This is a genomic window from Leeuwenhoekiella polynyae (assembly GCF_004104075.1).
GTDB lineage: Bacteria > Bacteroidota > Bacteroidia > Flavobacteriales > Flavobacteriaceae > Leeuwenhoekiella > Leeuwenhoekiella polynyae.
In genome coordinates, this window is the sequence record NZ_QOVK01000032.1 from 1 (window position 1) to 25,159 (window position 25,159).

Sequence of the window (25,159 nt, forward strand, 5' to 3'; positions counted from 1 at the left end):
AAAGCTTTTAATTATTAACGATTAACAATCCTACCCGATCCGCAAAACCAAAAAAAATAGCTACAGCAAAAAAACAAAAAGACCGCCTAAATGTTTTTAGACGGCCTCTTTTTTTGCCTTTTTGTCAGTGCATTTTTGGTGGCATAATTTCTGTTTAATAGACAACACAACTAAGAAAATTGTTAACTAAAAATTTATATTAAAATGGGAGTAAACATTAAACCTCTTTCAGATCGTGTTTTGGTAGAGCCAACGGCTGCCGAAACTAAAACAGCATCCGGCCTATACATTCCGGATACAGCAAAAGAAAAACCTCAACAAGGTAAAGTCGTAGCTGTAGGAAGCGGTAAAAAAGACCACGATATGACTGTAAAAGTGGGAGACACTGTTCTTTACGGTAAATATTCTGGCACAGAATTAAAATTAGATGGTACAGACTATCTTATTATGCGTGAGGATGACATCCTTGCTGTAATCTAATTAGTGAATCTTCTATTTAAAGTATTAACAACCTTGTATTTTTCGCAGCCGCGAAAAATTTAAACAACTCAAGAAAATGGCAAAAAATATAACATTTGACATCTCAGCTAGAGATGGCATAAAGCGCGGTGTTGACGCACTGGCAAACGCAGTAAAAGTAACTTTAGGTCCTAAAGGCCGTAACGTAATCATCAGTAAATCATTTGGTGGTCCTCAAGTGACTAAAGATGGTGTTTCTGTAGCAAAAGAAATTGAACTACAAGATCCTCTTGAAAACATGGGAGCTCAGATGGTAAAGGAAGTTGCTTCTAAAACCAATGATCTTGCCGGTGACGGTACTACTACCGCGACTGTACTTGCTCAGGCTATCGTACAAGAAGGTCTTAAAAACGTTGCTGCAGGCGCAAACCCAATGGACTTAAAACGTGGGATTGATAAAGCTGTAGAAGCAATCACAAAAGATCTTGAAAAGCAAACTAAAGAAGTAGGAAGCTCTTCAGAAAAAATCAAGCAGGTGGCTGCTATTTCTGCTAACAACGATGATGTGATAGGTGAACTTATCGCTGAAGCATTTGGCAAAGTTGGTAAAGAAGGTGTTATCACAGTTGAAGAAGCAAAAGGTACAGAGACTTATGTTGATGTAGTAGAAGGTATGCAATTTGACCGCGGTTACCTTTCTCCTTATTTTGTTACAGACAGCGAGAAAATGCAAACTGAATTAGAGAATCCGTATATCTTGTTATTTGACAAGAAGATTTCTTCTATGAAAGATTTGCTTCCTGTTCTTGAGCCAGTTGCTCAATCAGGCAAGCCTTTATTGATCATCGCAGAAGATGTAGATGGCGAAGCGCTTGCAACTCTTGTAGTAAACAAATTGAGAGGAGCTCTTAAAATCGCCGCTGTAAAAGCACCAGGTTTCGGGGATCGTCGTAAAGCAATGCTAGAAGATATCGCAATTCTTACTGGTGGTACGGTAATTAGTGAAGAGCGTGGTTTCTCTCTTGAGAACGCTACAATTGATCAGTTAGGTACAGCAGAGAATGTAACTATTGATAAAGACAACACGACTATAGTAAACGGTTCTGGTAGCAGCGATGATATTAAAGCACGTGTAAATCAGATCAAAGCTCAGATCGAGACTACTACCAGCGATTATGATAGAGAAAAACTTCAGGAACGTCTTGCTAAATTAGCAGGTGGTGTTGCTGTACTTTATGTAGGTGCTGCTTCTGAAGTAGAAATGAAAGAGAAAAAAGACCGTGTGGATGATGCACTTCATGCAACTCGTGCTGCCGTAGAAGAAGGTATCGTAGCAGGTGGTGGTGTAGCTTTAGTACGTGCTATACGTGTATTAGAAAGCTTAGAATCATTGAATGCAGACGAAGCGACAGGTATTAAAATCGTAGCAAAAGCTATCGAATCTCCGTTGCGCACAATCGTAGCAAATGCTGGTGGTGAAGGTTCTGTTGTTATCGCTAAAGTTATCGAAGGTGATGATGATTATGGATACGATGCTAAAACAGATCGTTATGTAAACATGCTTGCTGAAGGTATTATAGATCCTAAAAAAGTAACTCGTGTTGCATTAGAAAATGCTGCATCTGTTTCTGGTATGATCTTAACTACTGAATGTGCATTAACTGACATTCCTGAAGAAAATGGCGGCGGCGGAGCCGGTATGCCAGGAGGAATGGGCGGTGGTATGCCAGGTATGATGTAAACACGTGCCGTACACGCACTTATTATAAAAAAACCCTTGAGAATTTTCTCAAGGGTTTTTTGTTTTTAATTTATGTCCCGTCCTGAAATAGCGATACACTAAAACCTTAGTGTAATGAAAACACCCTCAAAGAGTGGTTATGCAAAAAGAACCCAAAAAGACTACTCGCTTTCTTTTAAGCTTCAGGTTGTCCAACAAATTGAATCTGGAGAGCTTGACAGGCTTTCAGCTCACCTGAAATATGGTATACAGGCAAGGTCAACAATAACCCAATGGCTCAGGAAATATGGTACCTTTGACTGGGAAAATTTAAACGTTGTTACCTTGAGCAAAACACCAGAGCAGCAGATCATCGAACTCCAGGCCAAAGTAAAGCTTCTTGAAAAGCAAAAAGCCAGAGCTGAATACTTGGCTGAGCGGGCAGATAAGAAAGTGATTATCTTTGATATGCTTGTTGAGATGGCAGAGAAAGAATATGATATTTCTATCAGAAAAAATTACAAGCCCGGGTTATTGAACGCTACAAAGAAGAGCAAAAAGAAACATTAGTTTCTACCTGTAACTTACTCGGGCTGAACAGACAGGTCTATTACAGAACTATCAAAACAACAATGCAAAGACAGGCTCTTGGGCAAAAGGTAGTTGCTTTAGTACGCACTATACGCAATATTATGTCTAAACTAGGGACCAGAAAATTATATGACTTACTTAAGAATGAGCTCAAGGCTCTTGGCGTGGGAAGGGATAAGCTATTTAGGATACTAAGAGCCAATAACCTACTGATAAAACCAACAAGGAGCTATCATATTACTACAGACTCACACCATCGCTTTAAAAAGCATAAAAATATAACCGGTTCCCTAGAGGTTGTAAGACCAGAACAGGTCTGGGTCAGCGACATAACTTATGTTGGTACACGGGCAAACCCGTCGTATCTAGCCTTGATCACTGATGCATACTCCAAAAAGATAATGGGATATAATGTTTCTAACACCCTTGCAGTCAAAGGTTCGTTGCAAGCCTTAGAAATGGCACTGAAAAACAGATCTTATAATAAAGCCTTAATACACCACTCAGATAGGGGGCTGCAATACTGTTCTAATGATTATCAAAGAATATTGGATCAAAATAACATCAAAACCAGTATGACCGAGAAATACGACCCTTATGAAAATGCAATTGCAGAGCGGATAAACGGAATACTAAAACAAGAGTTTGATATAGCAAAAAACATAGAGGATATAAAATTGAAGAAAAAACTAATCAAAAACTCAATTGCTATTTATAATAATCTAAGACCACATTTATCTAACCATATGCTGACTCCAATACAAATGCACAAACAAGATAAGATAAAACCAAAACGGTATAAATCAAAAAAGCTTGACGATAATAGAATCGTCAAGCTTTAAATTATAAATTTAATCCATCAATAATCTGTATCGTTTATTTAGGACTAGACACTTTTATTGGCACCGCCAAAGGGTCTGATCTCCCTGAAGCTTGTCTTGAAAATAAGAAATTTCTTTTTAGCGACAGCCCCGAAGTAGTTTATTATTTCTTTGATTTCACAGTAAAACTAGGCGCTTCATAATCTTTGGGTAAATAATCAGAAGGGATGGTTGTTTGATTACCATCACGTGCTGCGCGGTAATGCGGAGAAAGGATCTCGATACCATTTTCATTACATACATCCTGAATATTTTGATGCAGTTGCGAGTAAATAGAAGCCTGTTTATTAGCCTCACGCACGTATGCATTAATCTGGTATGCCACATAAAAATCTTCTAAACTCGTCTGTAAAACGAACGGCTGTGGATCTTTTAAAACCAGATCTGTACGCAAAGCGGCATCAATAAGTACCTGGTGCATATCTTTCCAGGGGACGTCATAACCTATGGTAACAGTGGTGTGTATAATGAGACCCTTTTCTGGTGCATCACTGCTGTAGTTTATAGTGTGACTGCTCATTACTGTAGAATTTGGGATAGAAATGATCTCATTCTTTGGGGTTCGAACACGGGTTACCAAAGATGATTTTTCAATCACATCACCTACGATATCACCAATTTTAACCCGATCACCAATCTTAAAAAGACGCATATACGTGAGTACCAGACCGGCAATCACATTAGATAAAGACCCGGCGGAACCGAAGGTGAACAAGAAACCTAAAAACACCGAAATACCCTGAAATACGGGAGATTCGCTTCCGGGTAAATACGGGAATATCACGACAAATGCAAAAGCGATAACCAGCACCCGGACTAATTGATAGGTAGGATTTGCCCAATCTGGATAAAAGCCATTAAAACTTAGACGCTCTTCTGCAACTTCTACTTTCAAAAAGTGCAAACCTTTTAAAACCAGTCTAAAAACAATAATGATAACCACGATCGCAAAAATGTTTGGCAAGTAATTCCAGAAGGCTAAGAAAATACTTTTGATAGGGTTTATGATATAACCCAATAACGCAGTTGCAAAAGATTCTGTCTGCGGAAAAAAACCAAATATAATAGGCAGGGCAACGTAAATCGCAAATAACACGGTAACCCATTTTAAAATACGGTTCAAGAGTAACAATACGTGTACTTGTCGCTCTGCATCGAGCAGGGTATAGTTCTTTATAGTAAATGCTTTTAAACGCTTGTGCTTTTGCCGCTGAATCTTGAGGGCTGTCCATCTAAAAAGCCGTAAAACATATTTAATGATCAGTCCAATTATGATTAAAACAACTAGGGCAAGACCAAAACTTTTTAGTAGATTTAAAAAGCTGTTTTCTTTTTTATACCGAACCACTTCAGCACCTATTATATTTTTATAAGTGGTAGCTAATTCGATCTGGGTGGTTTCAAACCAGAGAGCATCTACATCGGTGATACTAATTATTGTTTGTGATTCATAGATAACATCTACTGTAGCTTCATTTTCAGAAATTTTTAAAGAATCGGTATCAAAACTTAATGCTTCAGGAAGTTTTTTGATACGTTGAGAAATAGCATCAGCACGGTCTTGTGCTGAAAAGCTTGCAATACGATTATAGATTAGAAATAAGGTATCCTCATGAAAACCGATGACCGGATACCCCTTTGTTGTTTGCTTTAAAGAAGCTATTTGTTGCTTTTTAGTTTCCCGAAGTAATGAATCTTTAGCTTTAAATTGTTGAAGTTGTGCTTCAAGCTCCCTTCGGTCTTTATTAGATGAACCCAAAGCATTGATGCGTTGTTCCAAATCTGCTCTGCGTATAGAATCTGCAAAGCGTTGTTTTTCTAAATCGGCGAGTTTTTTTACAAAATCATCTCCTGTAGTTTGTGTTGCAACACTGTCTAGGACCATCGTCGTAGAATCGTTCTGTGCAAGGGCAAAACCAAAGTTGAGAAAGAATAAGAGAATACCTAATTGCTTAACCGATACCATTAGAAAAACTTTTAATTAAGCACGAAAAATAATTAATTCTAGTTTACCAGTCCTGTTTTTCTATCGAAATTGGAAAAACTAAAAAGGCTTATAGATTTTTATGGGAACCGTCACAAGACGGTAAACGCTTTGATTTTCCACAGGTGCAATCATATATTCCTTTGCCGCTGAGTATTCTGGGGATATATTTTTGTATACGGGATACTCTTGTTTTAGCTTGTTTAGCAGCATTGAAATGCAATAAATAGCCTTTTTGCCTGCCCGGAGTTAAGGTATTAAAAGCAAACTTTAATTGATCATCACGATCTAAAAATTCCTGAAATTCTTCAGGTATGTCATAAGCTTTAATCTGCTTGAATTCTAGTTTAGTACCAGAGCGTTCCAGATCTACAGCTTCTTGTATATAAGTGAGGATTAACTGTTCTTGCTCAAAAACTTCAGTTTCATTCGTATATTTTAATAAGCGAATAGCTTGAGAATCAGCTCCGGGTTTTTGAAGCAAACCGGCTTTATCCTGAAGTAATGCTCCTTTAAAAAAACTAACGGCGCAATACGCTTTAAACTGACTGACAATGAGAATATTCTTGTCATCAATCGTATAGCACGGGTTACGCCATTTAAATGTTTCAGTCAGTTGAGACCTTAAGATTATTTTCCGCAGCGTGTTCAACGCTGTCTGCCAATGCGTTTTTTTAGCATAAAAATCTTCTACACCTGCATTCATAACGGTTTTATTCTTTTTTACTTCCGTCTAGAATTGCTTTAATTCCGCGGAGCGCAATCAATGCAAAAATGGGTCTGTGGTTGAGTTCATAATTGAGTTCAACAACGGCTTTTTCCAATAAAAAGGTTTCCAGAAGAACTGTGTAATCTCGATCAGTATCAGGTATCAAGTCTGAGTTTACAAGAGTCTTTTTATACCCATTTAAATAAAACCGGGAAATGTAATAATACCAGACTTCTGCCCAATCTTCTAGGTGTGACTCGCGGTATTCTTCTGCATAATTTTGTTGCATTAACGGACTGTATGCGGCGTAGTGGAAAGAGCGAATCATCGAGGCTACATCACGCAATCCTGAACGCAAAATACGGCGCTCACTAAATGGGCGAGACGGTTCACCTTCAAAATTGATAATCACAAAATCTTTTCCCGTCCATAACAGTTGACCCAATTGAAAGTTACCGTGTGTACGTATTTTTACGGTATCTATTTTGTGTTTAAAAACGCGTTTAAAACACGACAATACTTCGCTTTTTCGGTTTAAAATAGCTTCTGCTTCTCCTTGAATTGTGAGCGGAAGACTGGGTATTGATTTTCTTAGATTTTCAAATGCTTCACGAGTTATACTTTGCAGTGAGGAATATAATGAGCGTTGATAATGCAAAGAAAAAGCCTCGTGTTCAAAACCACTGAGTTCTTTATGACTGGCAAGCGCTTGATGCATTTCTGCGCTGCGTTGCCCCAATAAATTTACACGTTCTGGAAATAAGCTATCTATAAGATCTTGCTCTTGTTCCTCAAGATTTTCAAAAAGCAAGGGTTGTGAACGTTTGGTAAGATCATAGCTTGGATCGTTTTCCTGAGCTTGTGTCTGCACGCGTTCCATATAACGATGTGCGGCATCCTTTGCATTGACCCAGCCGGTACCCACATTTGTTACTAAATCCTGCATCATACCCAGCACCGCTTCATTGCGTTTTTGAGTATGGTAAACCAGTTTACCCATATAATCAGGTGTATTGGCATACTTTACAGTTTCGGTTAAGTACTGCGCTAGTTCTGCATCAGGATTGATGCTGTTGTCTAAACGACGGTACAGTTTTAAGAAATAGCGGTGATCATAAATGATCGAAGTATTACTCTGTTTAGATTCAATAATTCGAGAACTAACATCTTTAATTTCAGAATCTGGTGTCAAATTTCCTTTTATAAAAGCCAGTTTTTCTTTGCCGAATTTCAGGGTTTTTCCGTCTTGTAAGCCGTAAAAAAGTTGCGCTCTAAAAGGTTCAACATAAACAGAATCTACCAGCAAGCCAGAACCACTATCTAATGCTATTTCAGCTAAAATCCCTTTCTGCGGAACCGCTTCCACCAGACTTTCCTGAGTATGGGAAAGATAGGTGAGGGGCAATTGATAGATTTCAGGCAACCCTTCATTAAAATTAACTTCAACGATTAGATTCTTTACAAGAACCGTATCATCTGAAAGATCAAGCATATTGGTGATAGTCATAGATTGAATGATTCTGCTTGAATCCCCCCCAAACCAGTATTTACTTTTAAAATAGGCGGGTAGAATCTTTCGCTCAAGGACTTTACTGTTTTTTGCATCAAATAAGGTATCCCAATTACTCGTATTGAGTTTTGACAACGGACCGTCTTGAGTTTCGCTTTCACGGTGTGTTAAAGAGAACCAGTAATAGCCGTGTGGAGCAAGCGTAAACAAATAGGGCCTGTTTGTAATTTTGGGGAATTTATTGTGACTGAAAACTTCCACAGGAATATAATCTACATAGTCTTCCAGTTCGAGTTCTACCGCCTGTGAAAAACGTGATAAATTAGCTAGAACCAAAATCGTTTCATCTTCATAAGTACGCGTAAATGCCAGTATTTTTGAGTTAGAAGGTGATAAAAAATTGATATCTCCACGACCGAAAGCCTTAAAACTTTTACGCATATGCATCACACGCTTCATCCACCACAATAAGGAAGAAGGATTCATTTGCTGTGCTTCTACATTAACTGACTCAGAGCGATATTGTGGATCTATAATAGTAGGTAAATATAATTTCTGCGGATTGGCCATAGAGAAACCTGCATTTCTATCTGCTGTCCATTGCATAGGGGTTCGTACGCCATCACGGTCCCCCAGATAAAAATTATCTCCCATACCTATTTCATCCCCGTAATACAGAACGGGTGTTCCAGGAAGTGAGAATAACAAAACATTCATCAATTCAATCTTATTCCGGTTATTGTCAAGTAAAGGAGCCAGTCGGCGTCTGATCCCCACATTGATTTTTGCTTTGGGATCCTGAGAATAAACTTTATACATATAATCACGTTCCTCATCGGTTACCATTTCTAAGGTAAGTTCGTCATGATTTCTCAAGAAAATAGCCCATTGACAGGACTCTGGTATAGTAGGAGTTTGGTCTATTATATCTATAATTGGGTAGCGGTCTTCCATCTTAACCGCCATAAACATACGCGGCATAATAGGAAAGTGGTAATTCATATGACACTCGTCACCTTCACCAAAATATGCTGCAGAATCTTCAGGCCACATATTAGCTTCAGCCAATAAGAGTTTATTATCGTGATTGGCATCAATATGGGCTCTCAATTTTTTGAGAAAAACATGAGTTTCGGGTAAATTCTCACAATTAGTGCCGTCTCGTTCAAAGAGATAAGGCACGGCATCCAACCTAAAACCATCAACGCCCAGTTCACACCAATAATCCATAATGTCAAAAACCTCTTTTTGAACATCAGGATTATCAAAATTTAAATCAGGTTGATGTGAGAAAAAGCGGTGCCAGTAATAAGCATTTGCTTCGGCATCCCACGTCCAGTTCGAAGGTTCGGTATCTGTAAAAATGATACGGGCATCTTTATACTTATCAATGTTATCGGTCCAGACATAATAGTCTCGGTATTTAGAACCTTCAGGAGCTTTACGTGCCCGCTGAAACCACTCATGCTGATCTGAGGTGTGATTAATAACCAACTCAGTAATTACTTTTAAACCGCGTTTGTGTGCCTCTTCAACTAAGCGTTTAAAATCTTCGATTTCTCCATAAGATGGATTGATGCTGTAATAATCTGCAATATCATAACCATCATCGCGCAATGGAGAAGGGTAAAAAGGAAGCAACCAGATAGCCGTAACCCCAAGATCTTCTAAATAGTCCAGTTTTTGAAGCAATCCTTCAAAATCTCCTATACCGTCACTGTTGCTATCAAAAAAAGCTTTGATGTGTAACTCATAAATAATTGCGTCTTTATACCAGTTTTTTTGATCGTCAACAAAGGAAGTGATTGCCATAGATAGTTTTTATACGTTGGTTTTGGTTAAAAGAATAGGCTTCCGCTAGAATCGGAATTGTTAAAGTTAAAGAAGTATCATGAAATCCCTCGTTAAATAATGATTAAAGCTTAAGGAATTGGCTTTTCTAAATGATAACCTGAAAGGGATAGTGTTCTCCATGTACTATGCTGAAGCTGGAAAGCCAATTAGTGTGAAGAATTTGGTTCTACTACTGACCATGCCGATTAGCACTTAAATAGAGGTTGTGATAAAACAAGGTCATCAAACCTGCTGAAAATCAAAAAATTAAAATTATTGAAAGATAAATCACATTTTAGTGAATGTGTCGTTTATTTAGTCTACATTTGTCTCGTTAAATTATTTAGACAATGCCTAACAAACACTGCTCTTAAATCTTTTAATAGCAATAGTGCAGTACATTTAATAAGACAATAGCTCTCTCGAGGCAAGTTTCAGTTTAAATAAATGGTGAATGTTCCAATTCACTTATACGTTTCAAATACTACTTCTTCATTAGTTCTACTTCCATAAGAACCTTTTAAATACCCTGTAATTGTTGAATCATAAGATGATTCAAATAATTTAAAGTCTCGGCAATCGAGTCCTAAAATTGAAAACATGAATGCAATACAACGTTTTGTAAATAAATTAATTAATAATAGAGTACAAGTAATGAAAGAAGGAACAGTAAAGTTTTTTAACACCACTAAAGGATTTGGATTTATCAATCCAGAAGATTCAAACGAAGATATTTTTGTTCACGCAAGTGGATTAATCGATGAGATTCGTGAGAACGACCGTGTGGAGTTTGAAACTGAAAGAGGAAAAAAAGGAATCAACGCGATTAACGTTCGTGTGATTGACTAATCATAGCTTACCTTTTTAAGCGTAAAAGCCTTCAGTATGAAGGCTTTTTTTATGTCTTTTTTTTAAGGAATCATCTAAAACTTTTTACATTAATTTAGCCCCATTTAATTTTTACAAATGAATCAGCTAGAAGAAGCTTTCCCCTCTGACATTTCTCCTGAAGATCTACAGACGTGCATTCGTGTATTAGAACAATTAAACACGAACACAAACCTTATTTTTGAGCTTACTAAAGAAGATCGCGTTGCAGTTTTAAAAGCTTCCGGTAAACTTTCTCGACCTAATCGTGAGGAGTTTTCCCGTCGTAAAAAAGATGCAAAAAAAGCACAGAAGCGCAAGCAAGCTGCAAAAGATCGTGCTGCGCGTAAAATAACCGGAATTCGCAGTGCGCGTGAGGCAGCTATTTTCACCGCGCCAAAATTACTCGCTGCGGCAGATCTTCAAAATATAGATACTCCAGAATTACAAACTCCCCGCAATTGCTACGTTTGCAAAACTGAATTTACCAAACTACACCATTTTTATGACACCATGTGCACCGAATGTGGAGATTATAATTATGCAAAGCGTTTTCAGAATGCTGACTTAACCGGACAAGTAGCAATTATTACCGGTTCGCGTTTAAAAATAGGCTATCACATCACCTTGATGTTGTTACGCGCAGGAGCAACCGTTGTCGCAACAACCCGTTTTCCTGTTGATTCTGCATTGCGTTTTGCAAAAGAAGAGGATTATCATATTTGGGCTGATCGCTTAAAAATTCACGGACTTGATCTACGGCATATTCCAAGCGTTGAGATCTTTTGTAATTATATTGAACAACGCTACGAGCGCTTAGATATTCTTATTAATAATGCTGCGCAAACGGTAAGAAGACCAGCCGGTTTTTATCAGCATTTAATGGCTAAAGAAGAAATGCCGGTAAGTGAGTTGCCTAAAGTGGCTACTAAATTACTCCACGACCACCTGACTTGTCTTGATGAATTAAAGTCATTAAGCACTACAGCCAGTGGAACTAAAAATATGCCGGTTACATGGCACGGTCCAGAGCCGGGTATAGGTATAAGAGCTTCGGCTAAGCTTTCTCAAATACCATACAGCTTTGATAATTCGCTGCAAGCTTCAGAGGTTTTTCCTGAAGGCAAATTGGATGCCGATCTGCAGCAAGTTGATTTACGTAAAACAAACAGCTGGCGTCTTAAACTGGGAGAGATCGAAACTACAGAAATGATAGAAGTTCAGCTGGTAAATTCGGTGGCGCCTTTTGTACTGTGTAACCGGCTTTCTGAAATTATGAAGAAAGATAACACCGGTAAAAAGCATATTATCAACGTTTCTGCAATGGAAGGTAAATTCCATAGGTTTTTTAAAGAAGATAGACATCCGCATACCAATATGGCTAAGGCTGCTCTCAATATGCTTACGCATACCGCAGCAGGAAGCCTCGCTAAAGAAGGTATTTTTATCAATGCGGTAGACACCGGTTGGGTTACCGATGAAGACCCCGCTGAATTGGCAAAACGCAAAGTAGAACAACACGATTTTCAGCCACCCCTGGATATTGTAGATGGAGCTGCACGGGTGATAGATCCTCTTTTTGACGGTATCAATACCGGTAAACACTGGAGTGGTAAATTTTTAAAAGACTATTTCCCAATAGATTGGTAATATGGAAAAACAACCAAACAACCCCTTACACGGGATCACCCTCGCTGTCGTTGTAGAACGTCTTGCCGATCATTACGGATGGGAGGAGCTCGCTGCACGTATTCCTATAAATTGTTTTAAAAGTAGCCCTTCAGTAAAATCGAGTTTAAAATTTCTGCGAAGAACAGACTGGGCTCGGGAAAAAGTAGAGCGTTTATACATCAGGACTTTTAAATAAACTCTGCTTTAATAACAGAGCCTTTCTCTTAAACACGATGTTTTTGCCTTAAAATGCTGAAACAGGAATTTGCATGTGTAAAATTTCTGGTATCTTTTCCATGTTAATTAAGTATTATGGTTGAAGCATACCTTGACAGACTTACACACTTTAGTCCGGTTAGTGAAAAATCACGGGATTTACTCAAAAAACACATCTATACGGGAAAAGTAGCTAAAGGAGATTTTATATTAAAGTACCAGGAAGCCTGTAATGCCATCTATTTTATTGAATCTGGTTTTGCCCGTCAATACTATTTTAAAAACGGAAAAGATATAACAGAATGGTTTGCGGGAGAACAGGAGTTTTGTTTTTCAATCAGTAGTTATTTTAAGAATACGCCGAGCAATTTAATGATTGAAGCACTTGAAGATAGTACCGTAATCTATCTCGATAAAAAAGGCTTTACCTCACTTACCAAAACCCATCTGGATCTTGCGCAACTGGCAATTACAATGTTTTCCCGTTCCCTGATTTTTTCACAGGAGCGTACCGAAAGTATCTTGTTTCAAAGTGCAAAAGATTGTTACTTAAATCTCCTCAAAAAACAACCGCATATATTACAACAGGTTTCTTTAGCTCATATCGCATCATTCTTAGGGATTACTCAGGAGACGTTAAGTCGTATACGTGCGAAAATCTAGAGCTTCCCCTACAAATTCGTAGAAACTTAAGCCATAAACTGGTTATTTGACAAATGTCAAAGGTTTTCGTTTACTGTTTTTTCAATTTTGAAGAAAACAAAGAAACCGTATGAAATTTAAAACCCTCACCATGCTGCTCCTTACTTTTGGAGCTTTGCACGCACAGCAAACTACTAAAGAGTTAGTAGATGCACTTACACTTGATGAAAAAATCGCTTTGGTAATTGGTACAGGGATGAATATACCCGGCTTACCGGAAGGCAATGGTGTTCCACAAGCCATTGTAGGCAGCACAAATAATGAGGTTGCTGGTGCAGCAGGAACCAGTTACGGGATATTCCGTTTAGATATTCCGGTGGTTGTTTTTGCAGACGGACCTGCAGGAATACGCATCAGCCCTACACGAGAAGATATCCCAGACCAGACTTTTTATGCTACAGCATTTCCTACTGCGAGCAGTTTATCCTCCTCCTGGAATATAGCCCTTGCCGAAGAGGTGGGTAAAGCTTTTGGGATTGAAGGTCGGGATTATGGCGTTGATTTTCTATTAGCCCCTGCGCTTAACATACAACGTAATCCGTTGGGCGGGCGTAATTTTGAATACTATTCAGAAGATCCGGTTCTGGCAGGAATGATCACTTCTGGTTTTGTAAACGGAGTGCAGTCTCAGGGTTTGGGAGCTACTATAAAACATTTTGTGGCAAACAATTCAGAAACAAATCGTACGGCTTTAAATACCGTTGTTTCAGAACGGGCGCTTCGCGAAATTTACCTGCGCGGATTTAAAATAGCCCTAGATAACAGTAATCCTTGGGCAATTATGTCTTCCTACAATAAAATAAATGGAACCTATGCTTCAGAAAATGAAGAATTATTATATCAATTATTACGCGAAGAATGGGGCTACAAAGGCTTTGTAATGACCGATTGGTTTGCGGGCAAAGATCCGGTAGCCCAAATGAAAGCCGGTAATGACTTACTAATGCCCGGTACAGATGCTCAAGCCAAAGCGATTAAAGAAGCTGTTGAATCCGGAGCTTTAGACGAATCGATTTTAGATCGAAATGTAATGGCAATCCTCAATGCCTATCAGAAAACATTTGCTTTTAAGGGCTATGAACCTACCGGCGTGACCGATCTTGAAGGTCATAAGGCTATCGCAAGACAAGCCGCGACTGAAGGAATGGTGTTGCTTAAAAACGAGAATGCCGTTTTACCCCTTCAACCGGAAGCTAAAATAGCTTTATTTGGTTCCTCATCTTATGAGACTATTGCCGGTGGAACAGGTAGTGGGGACGTGAATAAAGCCTATAGCGTATCTCTTCTGGAAGGATTAAAAAATGCTGGACTCAATCTGGATACTGAACTTACCACAACTTACGAGGCTTATATGAAAAAAGAACGTGCTAAGATTCCTCCCAAAGCTATGTTCTTCTTGAAAGACGAACTCGTTCCCGAAAAAGAATGGACGTTAGAAACACTGAATGCGCTTGCTGCTAAAAATGATATGGCCATCTTCACATTAGGACGTACGTCTGGGGAATTTCAGGATCGGGAAGAAACTGGTGATTTTGACCTTACGGAAACGGAGCTCACACTTTTAAAAAATATCAAACAGACCTTTGGCTCAAAGGGCAAACCGGTTATCGTCGTATTAAATATTGGCGGCGTTATTGAAACCGCAAGCTGGAAAGGTCTTGCAGACGCAATCTTATTGACCTGGCAACCCGGGCAGGAGGCCGGTAATGCCATTACCGATCTGTTAACCGGTGCGGTTACTCCAAGTGGTAAATTGCCTATAACCTTCCCAAAGACTTTAGCTTCGGTTTCTTCATCTAAAAATTTTCCGGGAAGCGTATTAGACCCAAACACTCCCAAACCTGAAAATCCGTTGCAAGGTGTCCCTTCAGAAGAAGTTTATGAGGAAGGAATTTATGTAGGATACCGCTATTACGACAGTTTTGATGTACCGGTTTCTTATCCGTTTGGTTTTGGATTATCCTATACCACGTTTGAATACGATGATCTGGATGTAACATTTGATAACACGATTAAGATAGCATTCAGTATAAAAAATACCGGCGAGTACACCGGAAAAGAAGTTGCTCAGGTCTATGTGGAAGCGTCTCAGAACGGACTCGAAAAACCACTTAAAGAACTCAAAGCTTTTGGTAAAACAAAATCGCTAAATCCGGGTGAAACGCAAACCCTAACTTTTGAATTGAAACTGAAAGATCTGGCATCCTACGACGATACCAAACACGCTTGGGTGTTAGATACCGGGTCGTATACTATTTTGGTTTCGACAGATGCAGAAACACCAAAACTGAAAGCGGTAATTCAAATTGATCAAAGTGTTATATCAGAAACTAACGCACTTTTAAGTCCGCAAAAACCCATTGATTTATTAAAGAAGTAATCGTTCTTTCACCCTAGAATTGTTTTGACGTTAAGGCAGTTTCCTCGCGAAACTGCCTTTTTTTGATTAAGTGAAAGAGATTATACCTATCTTTCAAAGCTTCTAATAGGTTAATTCCTCTTACAAGTGGCTTACTTGAACTCAGAATTAACTTATTTAACTTTATGATATCCTATTCTTTAGAAGACCTTTCAAAACATATTTCTGCAACGTTAATTGGTGAAAGTAATCAAGATTTCACCGGTTTAAATCACTTAGAAAGTGCTTCAGCAAATCAGGTAAGTTTTATAGGTTCTTCCAAATATACCAAGTTGTATGCAGCTTCTCAGGCAGGAGCAGTGGTTATCAATGAAAACCTCAAACATTTAGTTTCTGGAGAAATACCATTACTGCTAGTGCCTAATGCAGACCTTGCAATGGCTAAATTATTAAGTCTTTATGAACCCCAATCTCCCGTTTTTGAGACAGCCATAAGTCCTCAGGCCTATATACATCCTACAGCGCGTATTGGAGCCGATTGTAAAATTGGTCCGGGATGTTATATTGGTGCAAATACGGTACTTGCAGACGGAGTAACGTTATATCCCAATGTCACCATTATGGATGAATGCCAAATAGGAACACAAACTATAATCTGGCCCGGAACGGTAATTAGAGAGCGTTCTCAAATTGGTGCTTATTGTATTTTTCACAATAATGTAAGTATTGGCGCAGATGGTTTTGGTTACAGACCTGCTGAAGATGGTAGCGGATTGGTTAAAATCGTACACATCGGTAATGTGATTATTGGCAATGGTGTAGAAATAGGAGCAAATTCGTGTGTGGACCGTGCAAAATTTGATTCAACAATCGTAGGAGACGGCTGTAAGATTGATAATTTGGTTCAAATTGCACATAATTGCATTTTAGGGCGTTGTTGTATTATGGCAGGGCATAGTGGCCTTGCTGGTTCAGTAACCTTAGGAGATGGTGTTATTATAGGTGGAAGTGCATCAATTAAAGATCATACGACCATTCATTCTGGAGCAATAGTTGCTGCCGGCTCTGGAGTTATGGGCGATGTGGCTGCCGGAAAAACCGTACTGGGATATCCTGCAACAGATTCTCGTGCAAAACTTAAAGAGTGGGCAGCTGTTCGTAAATTGAGTAAAGGCTAAAGTTGAAAGCGATACAGTAATTCTAATTTAAATAATGCTCCTTTTTGCAAAGGCGTGTTCAACGGGTTACGGTCATCTCCCAGATAAAAAAGACTTAATCCCAAAGCAACTTTATCATCTTGTTCAAAGACTTTATAGGTTCTGGTTATAGAATAACCGGCTTTTGCTTTTAGATAGAACCCTTTTGAAATAGGATATCTCAAATAGGCAAAAAACTCTGTGGTGTTTTTGGCAAAATACTCTGGCGAAGTGCCGAAATAAGGCTCAGATAAAGCATAACTTGAAGTCAGCCCGTTTACATCACCACCTAAGTTGAGTTTATCGGTGAGCATATAATTGATATCGCCATTAATGGTGGTAATGTATGCTTCAAATCGTTTTGACGGACTCAAATAATAAAAACCTACATAGGGTACAAGAAAGAGTCCAAACGCTTCGGTATTGGCATATAAACCAATTTTATAATTGAAGTGTTCGTTTTTTTTCAGCGTAGCTAAAGCCAGGCCACCCAATTGCAAACCCTCATTAGTAATATGATTAAGGTCTGATGCTATTTTTGGTATTACGAGGTAGGTTATCGCCAACTTATCTGAGTATTTATGATTGAATCCCAAGGCCAGTCCCAAAGAAGCCAAAGTTGTGCACTGAGTTAGAGTAGGGTCTAATCGTAAGGTGTTAGATTCTAGCATTACAGTTGCTATAAATGTATTTTTATCATCTAAAATCTGTGGAAAAGTGAATTGAAATTCCACCTCCGCAACTTGAGTTTGTGTTTCACGGTCTTCAAACTGATTCTGGGGAGTTATACTGTACGACAGATTGGCGAGGTCTATATAGTTTTGTGCGTGTAGCAAGGAGCTGCTCAATACAACAAATACAAGCTGATATACAATTCTCATTTGACGAATATAGCAAAAAAGCACTCAGTATTGTTACATAAAAAAAGCGACTCTAAAAGTCGCTCTTTTCATATTTTCCTGCGGTTAGTTTAGCTCGCTACTTTTTCTATTTCGTCAGAAATAGTTTCTTTTTCTTTAGCGAGTTTATTTTTCAATGTTGCTAAATTATCAGAAACCGTATCTTCTACTTCAGTATAGCTGTCTTTAAGTTTAGCTCCCAGATCATTTACTTTGCTTTTAAGGCGTTCTTTTTCTTCTGGAGTTGCATTGTTATATTTCCACCAAGCAAAAAGTCCACCTGCTAATCCTAAAAGGGCTGCTGCGATTCCTGCATTTTGATTTCTAGTTGTCATAATTTTTCTTTTTTAGTTTATACAGAGTAAGTTAATTAAAGTACATGCTATAAAATAATTTGACAGAATACTTTAATAAAAATTTAGTAGAACCGGCCTTCTAATGATAAAATTCTGTTAGAATCACTTCTTAAAAAGGTTGTATTCCTGTCATAATAGGGTTTAATCCCTGTCGTAATACGTACAGCTTCCCAATACCTTTGTACAAACAAAAAGCCATCATCATGAGACGCACTTTTATCACACTTCTGTTCCTGTTTTTTCTGGGATTAGCTGTTCTTAATGCACAAGCTACTTTATAGATGTAAATTCCAGATGTTGAGGAAGAATCTCAACATATACATGTTGAGGATCAAATCGAGATTGATGCTTTTTCCTTTTCAATCAAAAAGCCAAAATCTAAAATGGGTTCTGGCAGACAACGCAGTATTCCCAAAATTTCAGGGATTTTCCTAACGAAAAAAGTAGATATTGCGACAAATCCGATGCTCGATGCATTAATGAAGAGTATTCGTTTAAGAAGGAAACTATTTCGGAGCAAGCCTGTCTGTCAACAAAGGCAGGTCCACGAAGCATTAAACTGAACAATACATGTTTAGAACCAGACAAGACTCGGAGCATTTAAATCTGGAGTATCGAGTAAAACTCAGTCTGCTCAACCCTTCGTCTGACCAGAGTGCAGACCCTACTTAATCTATACCTTAACCAATGCTGTAATTACTTCCTATAGTATTGAGGGAACAACAGAAGACAACAAGCCCAGAGAAGAATGGCTGATTTAGTTTGAGATGCAGAATACTCCCAAACGGATTCTGATGGTTCTGCCGGCGATTCCAATGAGTTTGCGTATAGTGCCAAAACAGGGAGTTATTGTTGATACGATCTTAAAATTGAAAAAACACTATTACTGCTGTGGCATGATTTTTTTTCAGACAGGAAGGCCAACAGCTCCCGACAAAGATTAAAAACCTGTAGCTTTGTATAAAATGCCTTGTATGCCTTTTAAAATCAATAACCGCTTTTCTAAAAATCTTCCTGCAGATCCCAACCCTGAAAATTCCAGACGGCAGGTTACTCAGGGGTTTTATTCCTATGTCACACCCAAAGAAACAAATAAACCACAACTCCTGCATGTTTCTGATGAGATGGCAACAGAACTAGGTCTTGATCAGGCAGAAACCCCGTCAGATAACTTTTTAAATCTGATGACCGGAAACACGATTTTACCGGAAACCAAACCCTATGCGATGGTGTATGGCGGACATCAATTTGGCAACTGGGCAGGACAATTGGGTGACGGGCGTGCAATCAACTTATTTGAAGCCGAAGGAAAAAATCAAGATTGGGCAGTGCAGCTTAAAGGAGCAGGGGAGACTCCGTATTCTCGTTCGGCAGACGGACTTGCGGTTTTGCGTTCTTCTATTAGGGAATATTTAATGAGTGAAGCAATGCATCATCTGGGAATTCCCACCACCCGAGCCCTTTCTTTGGCGCTAACCGGTGATCACGTTTTGCGAGATGTGATGTATGACGGCAATCCGGCGTATGAAAAAGGGGCAGTGGTTTCGCGTGTGGCCGAATCTTTTTTGCGTTTTGGGAATTATCAGATTTTTACCGCCCGTAACGATGTACACAGGTTGCAGCAACTGGTAGACTATACCATTGAAACACATTTTAGTCATTTGGGTACGCCATCAAAGGAGACATATTTGAAGTTTTTTGAAGAAGTAACTCAACGTACCCTTACGATGATCATTCACTGGCAGCGGGTGGGTTTTGTTCATGGCGTCATGAATACTGACAATATGAGCATTCTGGGGCTTACCATTGATTACGGACCTTACGGCTGGTTAGAAGGTTTTGAGTGGGGCTGGACGCCCAACACCACAGACCGACAGCACAAACGCTACCGTTACGGCAATCAACCCAATATTGGGTTATGGAATTTATACCAGTTGGCAAATGCTTTATATCCACTGGTTGAGGAATCTGAAGGCTTCGAGGAAATCCTCGATAGCTATAAAAAAGAGTATGCCATCAAATCTCTGGAAATGATGGCTGATAAACTGGGAATTACCAATCCGGAAGAGGAAGATTTTCAGTTGATTGCAGATTTGGAAAATTGTCTGCAACTCACTGAAACCGATATGACGATTTTCTTCCGAAAATGGGGTGATTTTAAAAAGGATACTTCGGTAGATGGATTTGAGCTCATTGAAGAAGCCTTTTATGCTCCCAATGAGTTAACTGAAGAAGTTAAAAGTCAATGGACCGATTGGTTTTCCGCGTATGCGAAACGTTTACAACAAGAATCCCGTTCTGATGAGGAGCGACGGATAGCGATGAATCGGGTTAACCCCAAGTATGTATTGCGCAATTATATGGCACAGTTGGCTATAGATGCTGCTGATGAAGGGGATTATTCATTGATCGACACCTTGTACCAAATGCTTAAAAAACCCTATGAAGACCAACCGGAATACCAGAACTGGTTTGCCAAACGACCGGAATGGGCACGGGATAAAGTGGGTTGTTCCATGCTTTCCTGCAGTTCGTAATGAACCTCAGACGCTACATCAGCCGCATTCCCTCAGGTTATTCGGAAGGAATGTATAACGACCGAAAATACGGCATCACGCGTACCGATTTTAATAATGGCAAAAGCTTAAAAATCTATGCGGAAGAATTGGGCGGAACTGATTTCATCAGCCTTAATTTCTACAGAACCGAAAGCAAAGACTTACTCAAACCCTGTGAAATGCCCTGGGAAAAAGTGATTGATTTTCTTGAAAATTTTAAACCGATCAATGGGTAAGCGCTTGCAAAAAATTGCTTTAGGTGGCGGCTGTCATTGGTGTACCGAAGCCGTGTTTCAATCTTTAAAAGGAGTGAAACAGGTAGAGCAGGGCTATGTGACATCAACAGGTGAAAATACCGAGTTTTCTGAAGCAGTTATCGTACACTTCAATCCAGAAGTAATTACGCTTACAATGCTTATCGAAATTCACCTGCACACGCATAAGAGTACTTCGGCGCACAGTTTCAGAACCAAATACCGTTCTGCCATTTATACCTATTCAGAAGCTCAGGAACGCGAGTCACAATTTATTTTAAAGAAGCTTCAACAGGATTTTGAAAAACCATTGATTACTCAAATTCTTCCATTTTCATCTTTTAAAGCTTCCCGGGATTCTTTACTGAATTATTACTACTGCAATCCAGAGAAACCTTTTTGTGAGATTTATATAAATCCAAAACTATCACTCCTAAAAAAGCAATTCTCTGAATATTTTACCAATAAAGACCTCTTATATGTAAAAAGGGGTTAAGATTAAAGACTGTAGAACCCTGTTTTAATTATTAAATCTAACAAACGACATTACAAAAAAACACCCCGCATTCGAGAATATGGGGTGTTTCAGATAACAATTAATATTCCTGAACGTACAGGATTTGGGACTCCTCCCAAGCGTTTAACCTCTTAGAAAGTTATTACACCTTCATTAGGTTGATATACATAGTTAAAAGTATAATAGGGGGTATCATCAAAAGAAGCGTTCGGTTTTTCAGGAGCATTTTCATAATAACTCAGAATATCCAGTTTAGCATACTTGCCTTCAGAAGTTCTAAACACAAGTATAGTTCCTGGTATTGGCACAATTAAATGATCAGGTTCTCCGGTATAATTGTACCAGCCGTTGCCACTTCCAGTAGCAATTGCAGGGCCTTCTGCGGTATCTTGTTTAAATAGCGAAATATTTACTTCTGTAACGCTAGCTAAGCTTCCCTGAGTTAAATAAACCGCTGCATCAGCTGTGCGCTCAGGCTCATCTGTTGTTCCGGTTGTGCTACCTCCATTTACAATTAGGGTAGAGCCTCTAAAAGCAACATCCCAATCGGTTTCACTAGTAGTCTCACTACCGGTTTCAAAATCAAATTTTACAAAGTCTCCAGAAATAGGTTCTCCACGTCCTCCTATCTGTGGTGCATATAAATTAGTTACGGTTTCAGATTCTAACGCTATTAAGGGTGCTGAATTGTCATCATCAGAGCTACAAGAGCCAAGTGCAAGCACTAGACTTAAGGCGGTTAAAGATTTAAAAATGTTCATCATGATTTAATTATAATTGATAGTTTAATTTTCCAAAATATAGTCTTCCGGGTAAGTTGGTGATGTTTTCAGCATCAGTAAAATCAAGTACATTGTCTATGCCAACACCCAATTGCAAATGCTTGCCTAGATTTTTAGTCAAAGCAAAATCCAGTATTCCGTAACCAGAAACGAAATCATCATAGTTATCCAGATAGCCATTTCCGTTAGTATCAGAAATCCCATATTTACTGCGATAGGTTGCGCGTAAATTGGCATTCATACGATATTGTGGAATGTTATAAAACAGCTTCAGGTTTGCTGAATGTCTGGATCTGTTGTACAATCCAAAATAATCTGACTTTTTCAAAGCGAATGATGATCCATTCGCTGCTGCACGTGCATAAATTTTTCCCGCGTTAAAAGCTGCTTCAGCTTCTTTGTCTTTAGCATATAGCAATTGATAGCCGCCGGATATAGTTAGATTTTTAATAGCATTGGCAGTGAAATTGAATTCCAGTCCCTGTGTATAAGATTCGTTGATGTTGGTGTAACTAAATACACTTTGACCATTGGTTTTAGTAGCAATAATCCGGGTGTCAATCAGGTTGGTAAGTGAATTTCTAAACACATTTAGGCTAAAAGTGAGTCGCTTAGAAAAGGAGTAATCAACACCCAGATTTAAATTTATTGAGGATTCAGGTTTCAATTCGTTATCAAATGTAGAAACGGGGACAAGTATAGTTGCAATTTCGCCACGCTCTTGCATAGCAGCCAGAGCCGTGGGCACAGCTTGATGCCCTAATACGGTATATCCTACTGTAGCATTGGTAAAATCAAAATACAGTTGACGAAAAGCTGGAGCTTTAAAACCCCGCCCTCCTGAAGTTTTGATAGCTATAGAATTACTAATGGGATAACGTAAGGCAACTTTAGGGCTGAATTGTGTCGTATACACATTATGGGTATCCAGCCTTCCACCAGCAATCACATTCAATTTTTCAAAATATGTCGCATCATATTGAAGATACATATACGCTGAATTGAAGGTAGGATTTTCACTAAAATCAGTACGGTCTAAAGTCTCGTGATTATATCCGGTTCCTGCTATAAATGCTGCTTGCGTATTGGGTTGATAACGTACCCGCAATTCAGGACGTAACAAACGCTGATCGTAAAATCCGTTACTATTTAAGGAAGCATCCGCTTCGTCGTTCAAATACTCATCTGTTTGATATTGGGTTGCGTAGAGCTCTAACGAACTGCTCCAGGCTGAATTGAACTGATGATTCAGTTTTAAATGAGTATTCCATTCTTCTATACTACTTTCCCCTTGTAAACTTTCTGAGGCTTTATACTCTTGACTTTGCCTATAATATCGTGTAGACAACGATGCCGATGTGGCGGTAGAGAAGGAGTAAGCTAGTTTAGCCTGTGCTGTATAATTAGAAAAGGGCTCTACAGTTTGTAATGCATTTTGCGGAGTAAGATCATACCCAGACGAACTATACCGGTTCCCAAACAAACTCAGTTTTAATTTGTCGTTGCCGTATGTGGTATTGAAGCTTAGATCGTGTGTGTTTAAGGTTCCTGCTCTATAATTGAGGGTTCCGTGCCAGTCTTGTTTTGGGGTTTCAGTGATTATATTCACCACTCCACCTAGCGCATCACTACCGTATAAACTGGAAGAAGCTCCTTTTACTAGTTCTATTTTTTGAATATTCCCCACCGAAATGCGATTGAGATCAAGTGTACCGGCAGAGCGTCCCACAAGAGGAACACCATCAACCAAAACCAGTATATATTGAGAGTCTAAACCCTGCATTTGCAAACCTTCACCACCTCCAAAATCAGGTACGGTTATCAAGCCGGTTTGTTCAGCGAGAATATCACCTAAACGCATAGAACCTGATTGCTGTATGGTTTCTTTATTGATTATTTGAGCGGGTAGGGGAAGTGATGATAATTGGCTCTTTGTTCGGGTTGCCGTAATCAAGACTTCATTTAAGACTTCAGAAGAATCTATCCCTGTCAAAGGTTTGGTTTCCTGACTAAATGAATGGAGAATAGAACATACTGTAAAATAAATTCCTAAAAAGTATTTGTTTAGAATCATTCTTGATTACATTTGCAGCAAATATATTTATTTTTATTTATTCTAAATAAGTTTAATGCATAAGTTTAAAAACTTATTTGATTTAAAACCTATTAACATGAAAAACAGAGTACTAACTGTAACATTAACACTACTTACTGCAGGCGTAACCTTTGCTCAATCTACTAAACGAAAGGATCAGGAGACAATTAAGGATATGTGCGGGTGTTTTGAGATTGAATTCAAATACGCTGAAACCTTTTCTGATCAGGAGGGTTATAAAAAACACGATGATTATTATGCAACAGCATTAGAATGGGCGACTTTAATTGAAGACGAAAAAGACAAACTCGCTATTCAACATTTACTAATCGTACAAGACACGATGGTGATTAAACATTGGCGTCAGGATTGGGAATTTGAAAATACCCGTTTGTTTACCTACCAGGCAGATAAATCATGGACTCTTGAAGATCTGGATAAAAAAGAGGTTAAGGGGCAATGGACGCAAAAAGTATATCAGGTAGATGACAGTCCGCGGTATTCAGGTTCTGCGACTTGGGTTCACGTTGATGGTAGAGATGAATGGCAAAATAGCACTCCGGCACCCTTACCTCGCCGTGAATATACCAAGCGTCACGATTATAATATTATGCTGCGTAACAATCAGGTACAACTTACTGATTATGGTTGGTTACACGAGCAGGATAATAAAAAGATAGCTGAAGATAATGATGGATCAACAACTAACATTGCTGAAGAAAAAGGATACAATAGTTATAAGCGTGTACCGGATTCCCGTTGTGCTGTTGCTCAAAAGTGGTGGGTAGAAAATCAAGACGTATGGAAAAAAGTACGTGCAGCATGGGAGGTGCTTTTAGCAAGTAAGGACCAAATTAAGCTTAAAAGCAAAGTAGCTGATAAGCGATTGTATGAGTATTTATTTGAGTTAAAGCCCGAAGCCGGATCAGAAGAAATCAAAGCCATACTCACACAATTTGTAGAATAAGAAACGCTTGAAGATCAAAAAAGCCTTTCGCCT

The 25,159-nt window shown here is 38.8% G+C and carries 22 protein-coding genes; 15 read left to right on the forward strand and 7 right to left on the reverse strand.

Features of this window, described 5'->3' with window-relative positions:
* The first annotated feature begins 204 nt into the window (after positions 1–204).
* From DSM02_RS19295 to DSM02_RS19305, 4 genes are all read left to right on the forward strand, one after another.
* Positions 205–480 (forward strand): co-chaperone GroES, encoded by a 276-nt coding sequence (locus DSM02_RS19295; RefSeq protein ID WP_073100662.1) that lies wholly within the window; start codon positions 205–207, stop codon positions 478–480.
* 76 nt (positions 481–556) lie between these two features.
* Complete coding sequence (groL, locus tag DSM02_RS19300) at positions 557–2,200, forward strand: chaperonin GroEL (RefSeq protein WP_128767123.1); 1,644 nt, start codon at positions 557–559, stop codon at positions 2,198–2,200.
* A 114-nt stretch (positions 2,201–2,314) separates the two neighbouring features.
* Positions 2,315–2,749, forward strand: a complete 435-nt coding sequence (locus DSM02_RS20510; RefSeq protein WP_205875180.1) for a hypothetical protein — start codon at positions 2,315–2,317, stop codon at positions 2,747–2,749.
* Positions 2,713–3,612, forward strand: coding sequence for an IS3 family transposase (locus DSM02_RS19305; RefSeq protein ID WP_205875184.1), 900 nt, complete (start codon positions 2,713–2,715; stop codon positions 3,610–3,612). Before DSM02_RS20510 ends, DSM02_RS19305 begins: the two co-directional genes overlap by 37 nt.
* Before the next feature lie 142 nt (positions 3,613–3,754).
* On the opposite strand, the gene DSM02_RS19310 is transcribed toward DSM02_RS19305, so the two are convergent.
* The 3 genes from DSM02_RS19310 to treS all read right to left on the reverse strand — a co-directional run bounded on the left by DSM02_RS19310 (position 3,755) and on the right by treS (position 9,666).
* The gene (locus DSM02_RS19310; RefSeq protein ID WP_128767124.1) at positions 3,755–5,617 is read right to left on the reverse strand and encodes a mechanosensitive ion channel family protein; all 1,863 of its coding nucleotides are present in this window, start codon (positions 5,615–5,617) and stop codon (positions 3,755–3,757) included.
* A gap of 88 nt (positions 5,618–5,705) precedes the next feature.
* A complete protein-coding gene (locus DSM02_RS19315; RefSeq protein ID WP_128767125.1) occupies positions 5,706–6,341 on the reverse strand; it encodes a YdeI/OmpD-associated family protein in 636 nt (211 codons plus the stop codon).
* A gap of 7 nt (positions 6,342–6,348) precedes the next feature.
* Positions 6,349–9,666, reverse strand: coding sequence for a maltose alpha-D-glucosyltransferase (treS, locus tag DSM02_RS19320; protein ID WP_128767126.1), 3,318 nt, complete (start codon positions 9,664–9,666; stop codon positions 6,349–6,351).
* A gap of 675 nt (positions 9,667–10,341) precedes the next feature.
* On the opposite strand from treS, the gene DSM02_RS19325 reads away from it, so the two are divergent.
* From DSM02_RS19325 to lpxD, 6 genes are all read left to right on the forward strand, one after another.
* Positions 10,342–10,536 carry a cold-shock protein gene (locus DSM02_RS19325; RefSeq protein WP_073098306.1) on the forward strand — a complete coding sequence of 65 codons (195 nt, stop codon included), beginning with the start codon at positions 10,342–10,344 and terminating at the stop codon, positions 10,534–10,536.
* A 117-nt stretch (positions 10,537–10,653) separates the two neighbouring features.
* Entirely contained in the window at positions 10,654–12,204 is a 1,551-nt protein-coding gene (locus tag DSM02_RS19330) for an SDR family NAD(P)-dependent oxidoreductase (protein WP_128767127.1), read from the forward strand.
* A gap of 1 nt (position 12,205) precedes the next feature.
* Positions 12,206–12,421: a VF530 family protein gene (locus tag DSM02_RS19335; RefSeq protein WP_128767128.1), complete on the forward strand. Its 216-nt coding sequence runs from the start codon at positions 12,206–12,208 to the stop codon at positions 12,419–12,421.
* Between the two features lie 116 nt (positions 12,422–12,537).
* Positions 12,538–13,104 carry a Crp/Fnr family transcriptional regulator gene (locus DSM02_RS19340; protein ID WP_128767129.1) on the forward strand — a complete coding sequence of 189 codons (567 nt, stop codon included), beginning with the start codon at positions 12,538–12,540 and terminating at the stop codon, positions 13,102–13,104.
* Positions 13,105–13,213: 109 nt separating this feature from the next.
* The gene (locus tag DSM02_RS19345) at positions 13,214–15,523 is read left to right on the forward strand and encodes a beta-glucosidase (RefSeq protein ID WP_128767130.1); all 2,310 of its coding nucleotides are present in this window, start codon (positions 13,214–13,216) and stop codon (positions 15,521–15,523) included.
* A gap of 164 nt (positions 15,524–15,687) precedes the next feature.
* Complete coding sequence (gene lpxD, locus DSM02_RS19350; protein WP_128767131.1) at positions 15,688–16,680, forward strand: UDP-3-O-(3-hydroxymyristoyl)glucosamine N-acyltransferase; 993 nt, start codon at positions 15,688–15,690, stop codon at positions 16,678–16,680.
* Here lpxD and DSM02_RS19355 read toward each other — a convergent pair.
* Positions 16,677–17,579: a DUF6268 family outer membrane beta-barrel protein gene (locus DSM02_RS19355; protein ID WP_128767132.1), complete on the reverse strand. Its 903-nt coding sequence runs from the start codon at positions 17,577–17,579 to the stop codon at positions 16,677–16,679. The two genes, lpxD and DSM02_RS19355, sit on opposite strands and share 4 nt — an antisense overlap.
* An 89-nt stretch (positions 17,580–17,668) precedes the next feature.
* A complete protein-coding gene (locus DSM02_RS19360) occupies positions 17,669–17,932 on the reverse strand; it encodes a YtxH domain-containing protein (protein ID WP_205875182.1) in 264 nt (87 codons plus the stop codon).
* Positions 17,933–18,240: 308 nt separating this feature from the next.
* Between DSM02_RS19360 and DSM02_RS20850 the strand changes: the two genes are divergently transcribed.
* From DSM02_RS20850 to DSM02_RS19380, 4 genes are all read left to right on the forward strand, one after another.
* On the forward strand, positions 18,241–18,516 hold the full coding sequence (locus tag DSM02_RS20850; protein WP_128767151.1) for a type VI secretion system tube protein Hcp: 276 nt from the start codon (positions 18,241–18,243) through the stop codon (positions 18,514–18,516).
* Between the two features lie 411 nt (positions 18,517–18,927).
* The gene (locus DSM02_RS19370; RefSeq protein WP_128767133.1) at positions 18,928–20,490 is read left to right on the forward strand and encodes a protein adenylyltransferase SelO; all 1,563 of its coding nucleotides are present in this window, start codon (positions 18,928–18,930) and stop codon (positions 20,488–20,490) included.
* Positions 20,490–20,747, forward strand: coding sequence for a peptide methionine sulfoxide reductase (locus tag DSM02_RS19375; RefSeq protein WP_128767134.1), 258 nt, complete (start codon positions 20,490–20,492; stop codon positions 20,745–20,747). The genes DSM02_RS19370 and DSM02_RS19375 overlap by 1 nt, the downstream gene beginning before the upstream one ends.
* Positions 20,740–21,261, forward strand: coding sequence for a peptide-methionine (S)-S-oxide reductase (locus tag DSM02_RS19380; protein ID WP_128767135.1), 522 nt, complete (start codon positions 20,740–20,742; stop codon positions 21,259–21,261). Before DSM02_RS19375 ends, DSM02_RS19380 begins: the two co-directional genes overlap by 8 nt.
* Positions 21,262–21,413: 152 nt before the next feature.
* Here the strand turns inward: DSM02_RS19380 and DSM02_RS19385 are convergent, their stop codons facing one another.
* Positions 21,414–22,046, reverse strand: coding sequence for an HmuY family protein (locus DSM02_RS19385; RefSeq protein ID WP_240674113.1), 633 nt, complete (start codon positions 22,044–22,046; stop codon positions 21,414–21,416).
* Between the two features lie 7 nt (positions 22,047–22,053).
* Complete coding sequence (locus tag DSM02_RS19390) at positions 22,054–24,138, reverse strand: TonB-dependent receptor plug domain-containing protein (protein WP_128767136.1); 2,085 nt, start codon at positions 24,136–24,138, stop codon at positions 22,054–22,056.
* Positions 24,139–24,235: 97 nt separating this feature from the next.
* On the opposite strand from DSM02_RS19390, the gene DSM02_RS19395 reads away from it, so the two are divergent.
* Complete coding sequence (locus DSM02_RS19395) at positions 24,236–25,126, forward strand: DUF6607 family protein (protein WP_128767137.1); 891 nt, start codon at positions 24,236–24,238, stop codon at positions 25,124–25,126.
* Positions 25,127–25,159: the final 33 nt, after the last annotated feature.

What these genes read in the sequence shown, in the direction of transcription:
- DSM02_RS19295 (WP_073100662.1), top strand. Translation starts at nt 205, where the DNA reads ATGGGAGTAAACATTAAACCTCTTTCAGATCGTGTTTTGGTAGAGCCA.
- groL (WP_128767123.1), top strand. Translation starts at nt 557, where the DNA reads ATGGCAAAAAATATAACATTTGACATCTCAGCTAGAGATGGCATAAAG.
- DSM02_RS20510 (WP_205875180.1), top strand. Translation starts at nt 2,315, where the DNA reads ATGAAAACACCCTCAAAGAGTGGTTATGCAAAAAGAACCCAAAAAGAC.
- DSM02_RS19310 (WP_128767124.1), bottom strand. Translation starts at nt 5,617, where the DNA reads ATGGTATCGGTTAAGCAATTAGGTATTCTCTTATTCTTTCTCAACTTT.
- DSM02_RS19315 (WP_128767125.1), bottom strand. Translation starts at nt 6,341, where the DNA reads ATGAATGCAGGTGTAGAAGATTTTTATGCTAAAAAAACGCATTGGCAG.
- treS (WP_128767126.1), bottom strand. Translation starts at nt 9,666, where the DNA reads ATGGCAATCACTTCCTTTGTTGACGATCAAAAAAACTGGTATAAAGAC.
- DSM02_RS19325 (WP_073098306.1), top strand. Translation starts at nt 10,342, where the DNA reads ATGAAAGAAGGAACAGTAAAGTTTTTTAACACCACTAAAGGATTTGGA.
- DSM02_RS19330 (WP_128767127.1), top strand. Translation starts at nt 10,654, where the DNA reads ATGAATCAGCTAGAAGAAGCTTTCCCCTCTGACATTTCTCCTGAAGAT.
- DSM02_RS19335 (WP_128767128.1), top strand. Translation starts at nt 12,206, where the DNA reads ATGGAAAAACAACCAAACAACCCCTTACACGGGATCACCCTCGCTGTC.
- DSM02_RS19340 (WP_128767129.1), top strand. Translation starts at nt 12,538, where the DNA reads ATGGTTGAAGCATACCTTGACAGACTTACACACTTTAGTCCGGTTAGT.
- DSM02_RS19345 (WP_128767130.1), top strand. Translation starts at nt 13,214, where the DNA reads ATGAAATTTAAAACCCTCACCATGCTGCTCCTTACTTTTGGAGCTTTG.
- lpxD (WP_128767131.1), top strand. Translation starts at nt 15,688, where the DNA reads ATGATATCCTATTCTTTAGAAGACCTTTCAAAACATATTTCTGCAACG.
- DSM02_RS19355 (WP_128767132.1), bottom strand. Translation starts at nt 17,579, where the DNA reads ATGAGAATTGTATATCAGCTTGTATTTGTTGTATTGAGCAGCTCCTTG.
- DSM02_RS19360 (WP_205875182.1), bottom strand. Translation starts at nt 17,932, where the DNA reads ATGACAACTAGAAATCAAAATGCAGGAATCGCAGCAGCCCTTTTAGGA.
- DSM02_RS19370 (WP_128767133.1), top strand. Translation starts at nt 18,928, where the DNA reads ATGCCTTTTAAAATCAATAACCGCTTTTCTAAAAATCTTCCTGCAGAT.
- DSM02_RS19375 (WP_128767134.1), top strand. Translation starts at nt 20,490, where the DNA reads ATGAACCTCAGACGCTACATCAGCCGCATTCCCTCAGGTTATTCGGAA.
- DSM02_RS19380 (WP_128767135.1), top strand. Translation starts at nt 20,740, where the DNA reads ATGGGTAAGCGCTTGCAAAAAATTGCTTTAGGTGGCGGCTGTCATTGG.
- DSM02_RS19385 (WP_240674113.1), bottom strand. Translation starts at nt 22,046, where the DNA reads ATGATGAACATTTTTAAATCTTTAACCGCCTTAAGTCTAGTGCTTGCA.
- DSM02_RS19390 (WP_128767136.1), bottom strand. Translation starts at nt 24,138, where the DNA reads ATGATTCTAAACAAATACTTTTTAGGAATTTATTTTACAGTATGTTCT.
- DSM02_RS19395 (WP_128767137.1), top strand. Translation starts at nt 24,236, where the DNA reads ATGAAAAACAGAGTACTAACTGTAACATTAACACTACTTACTGCAGGC.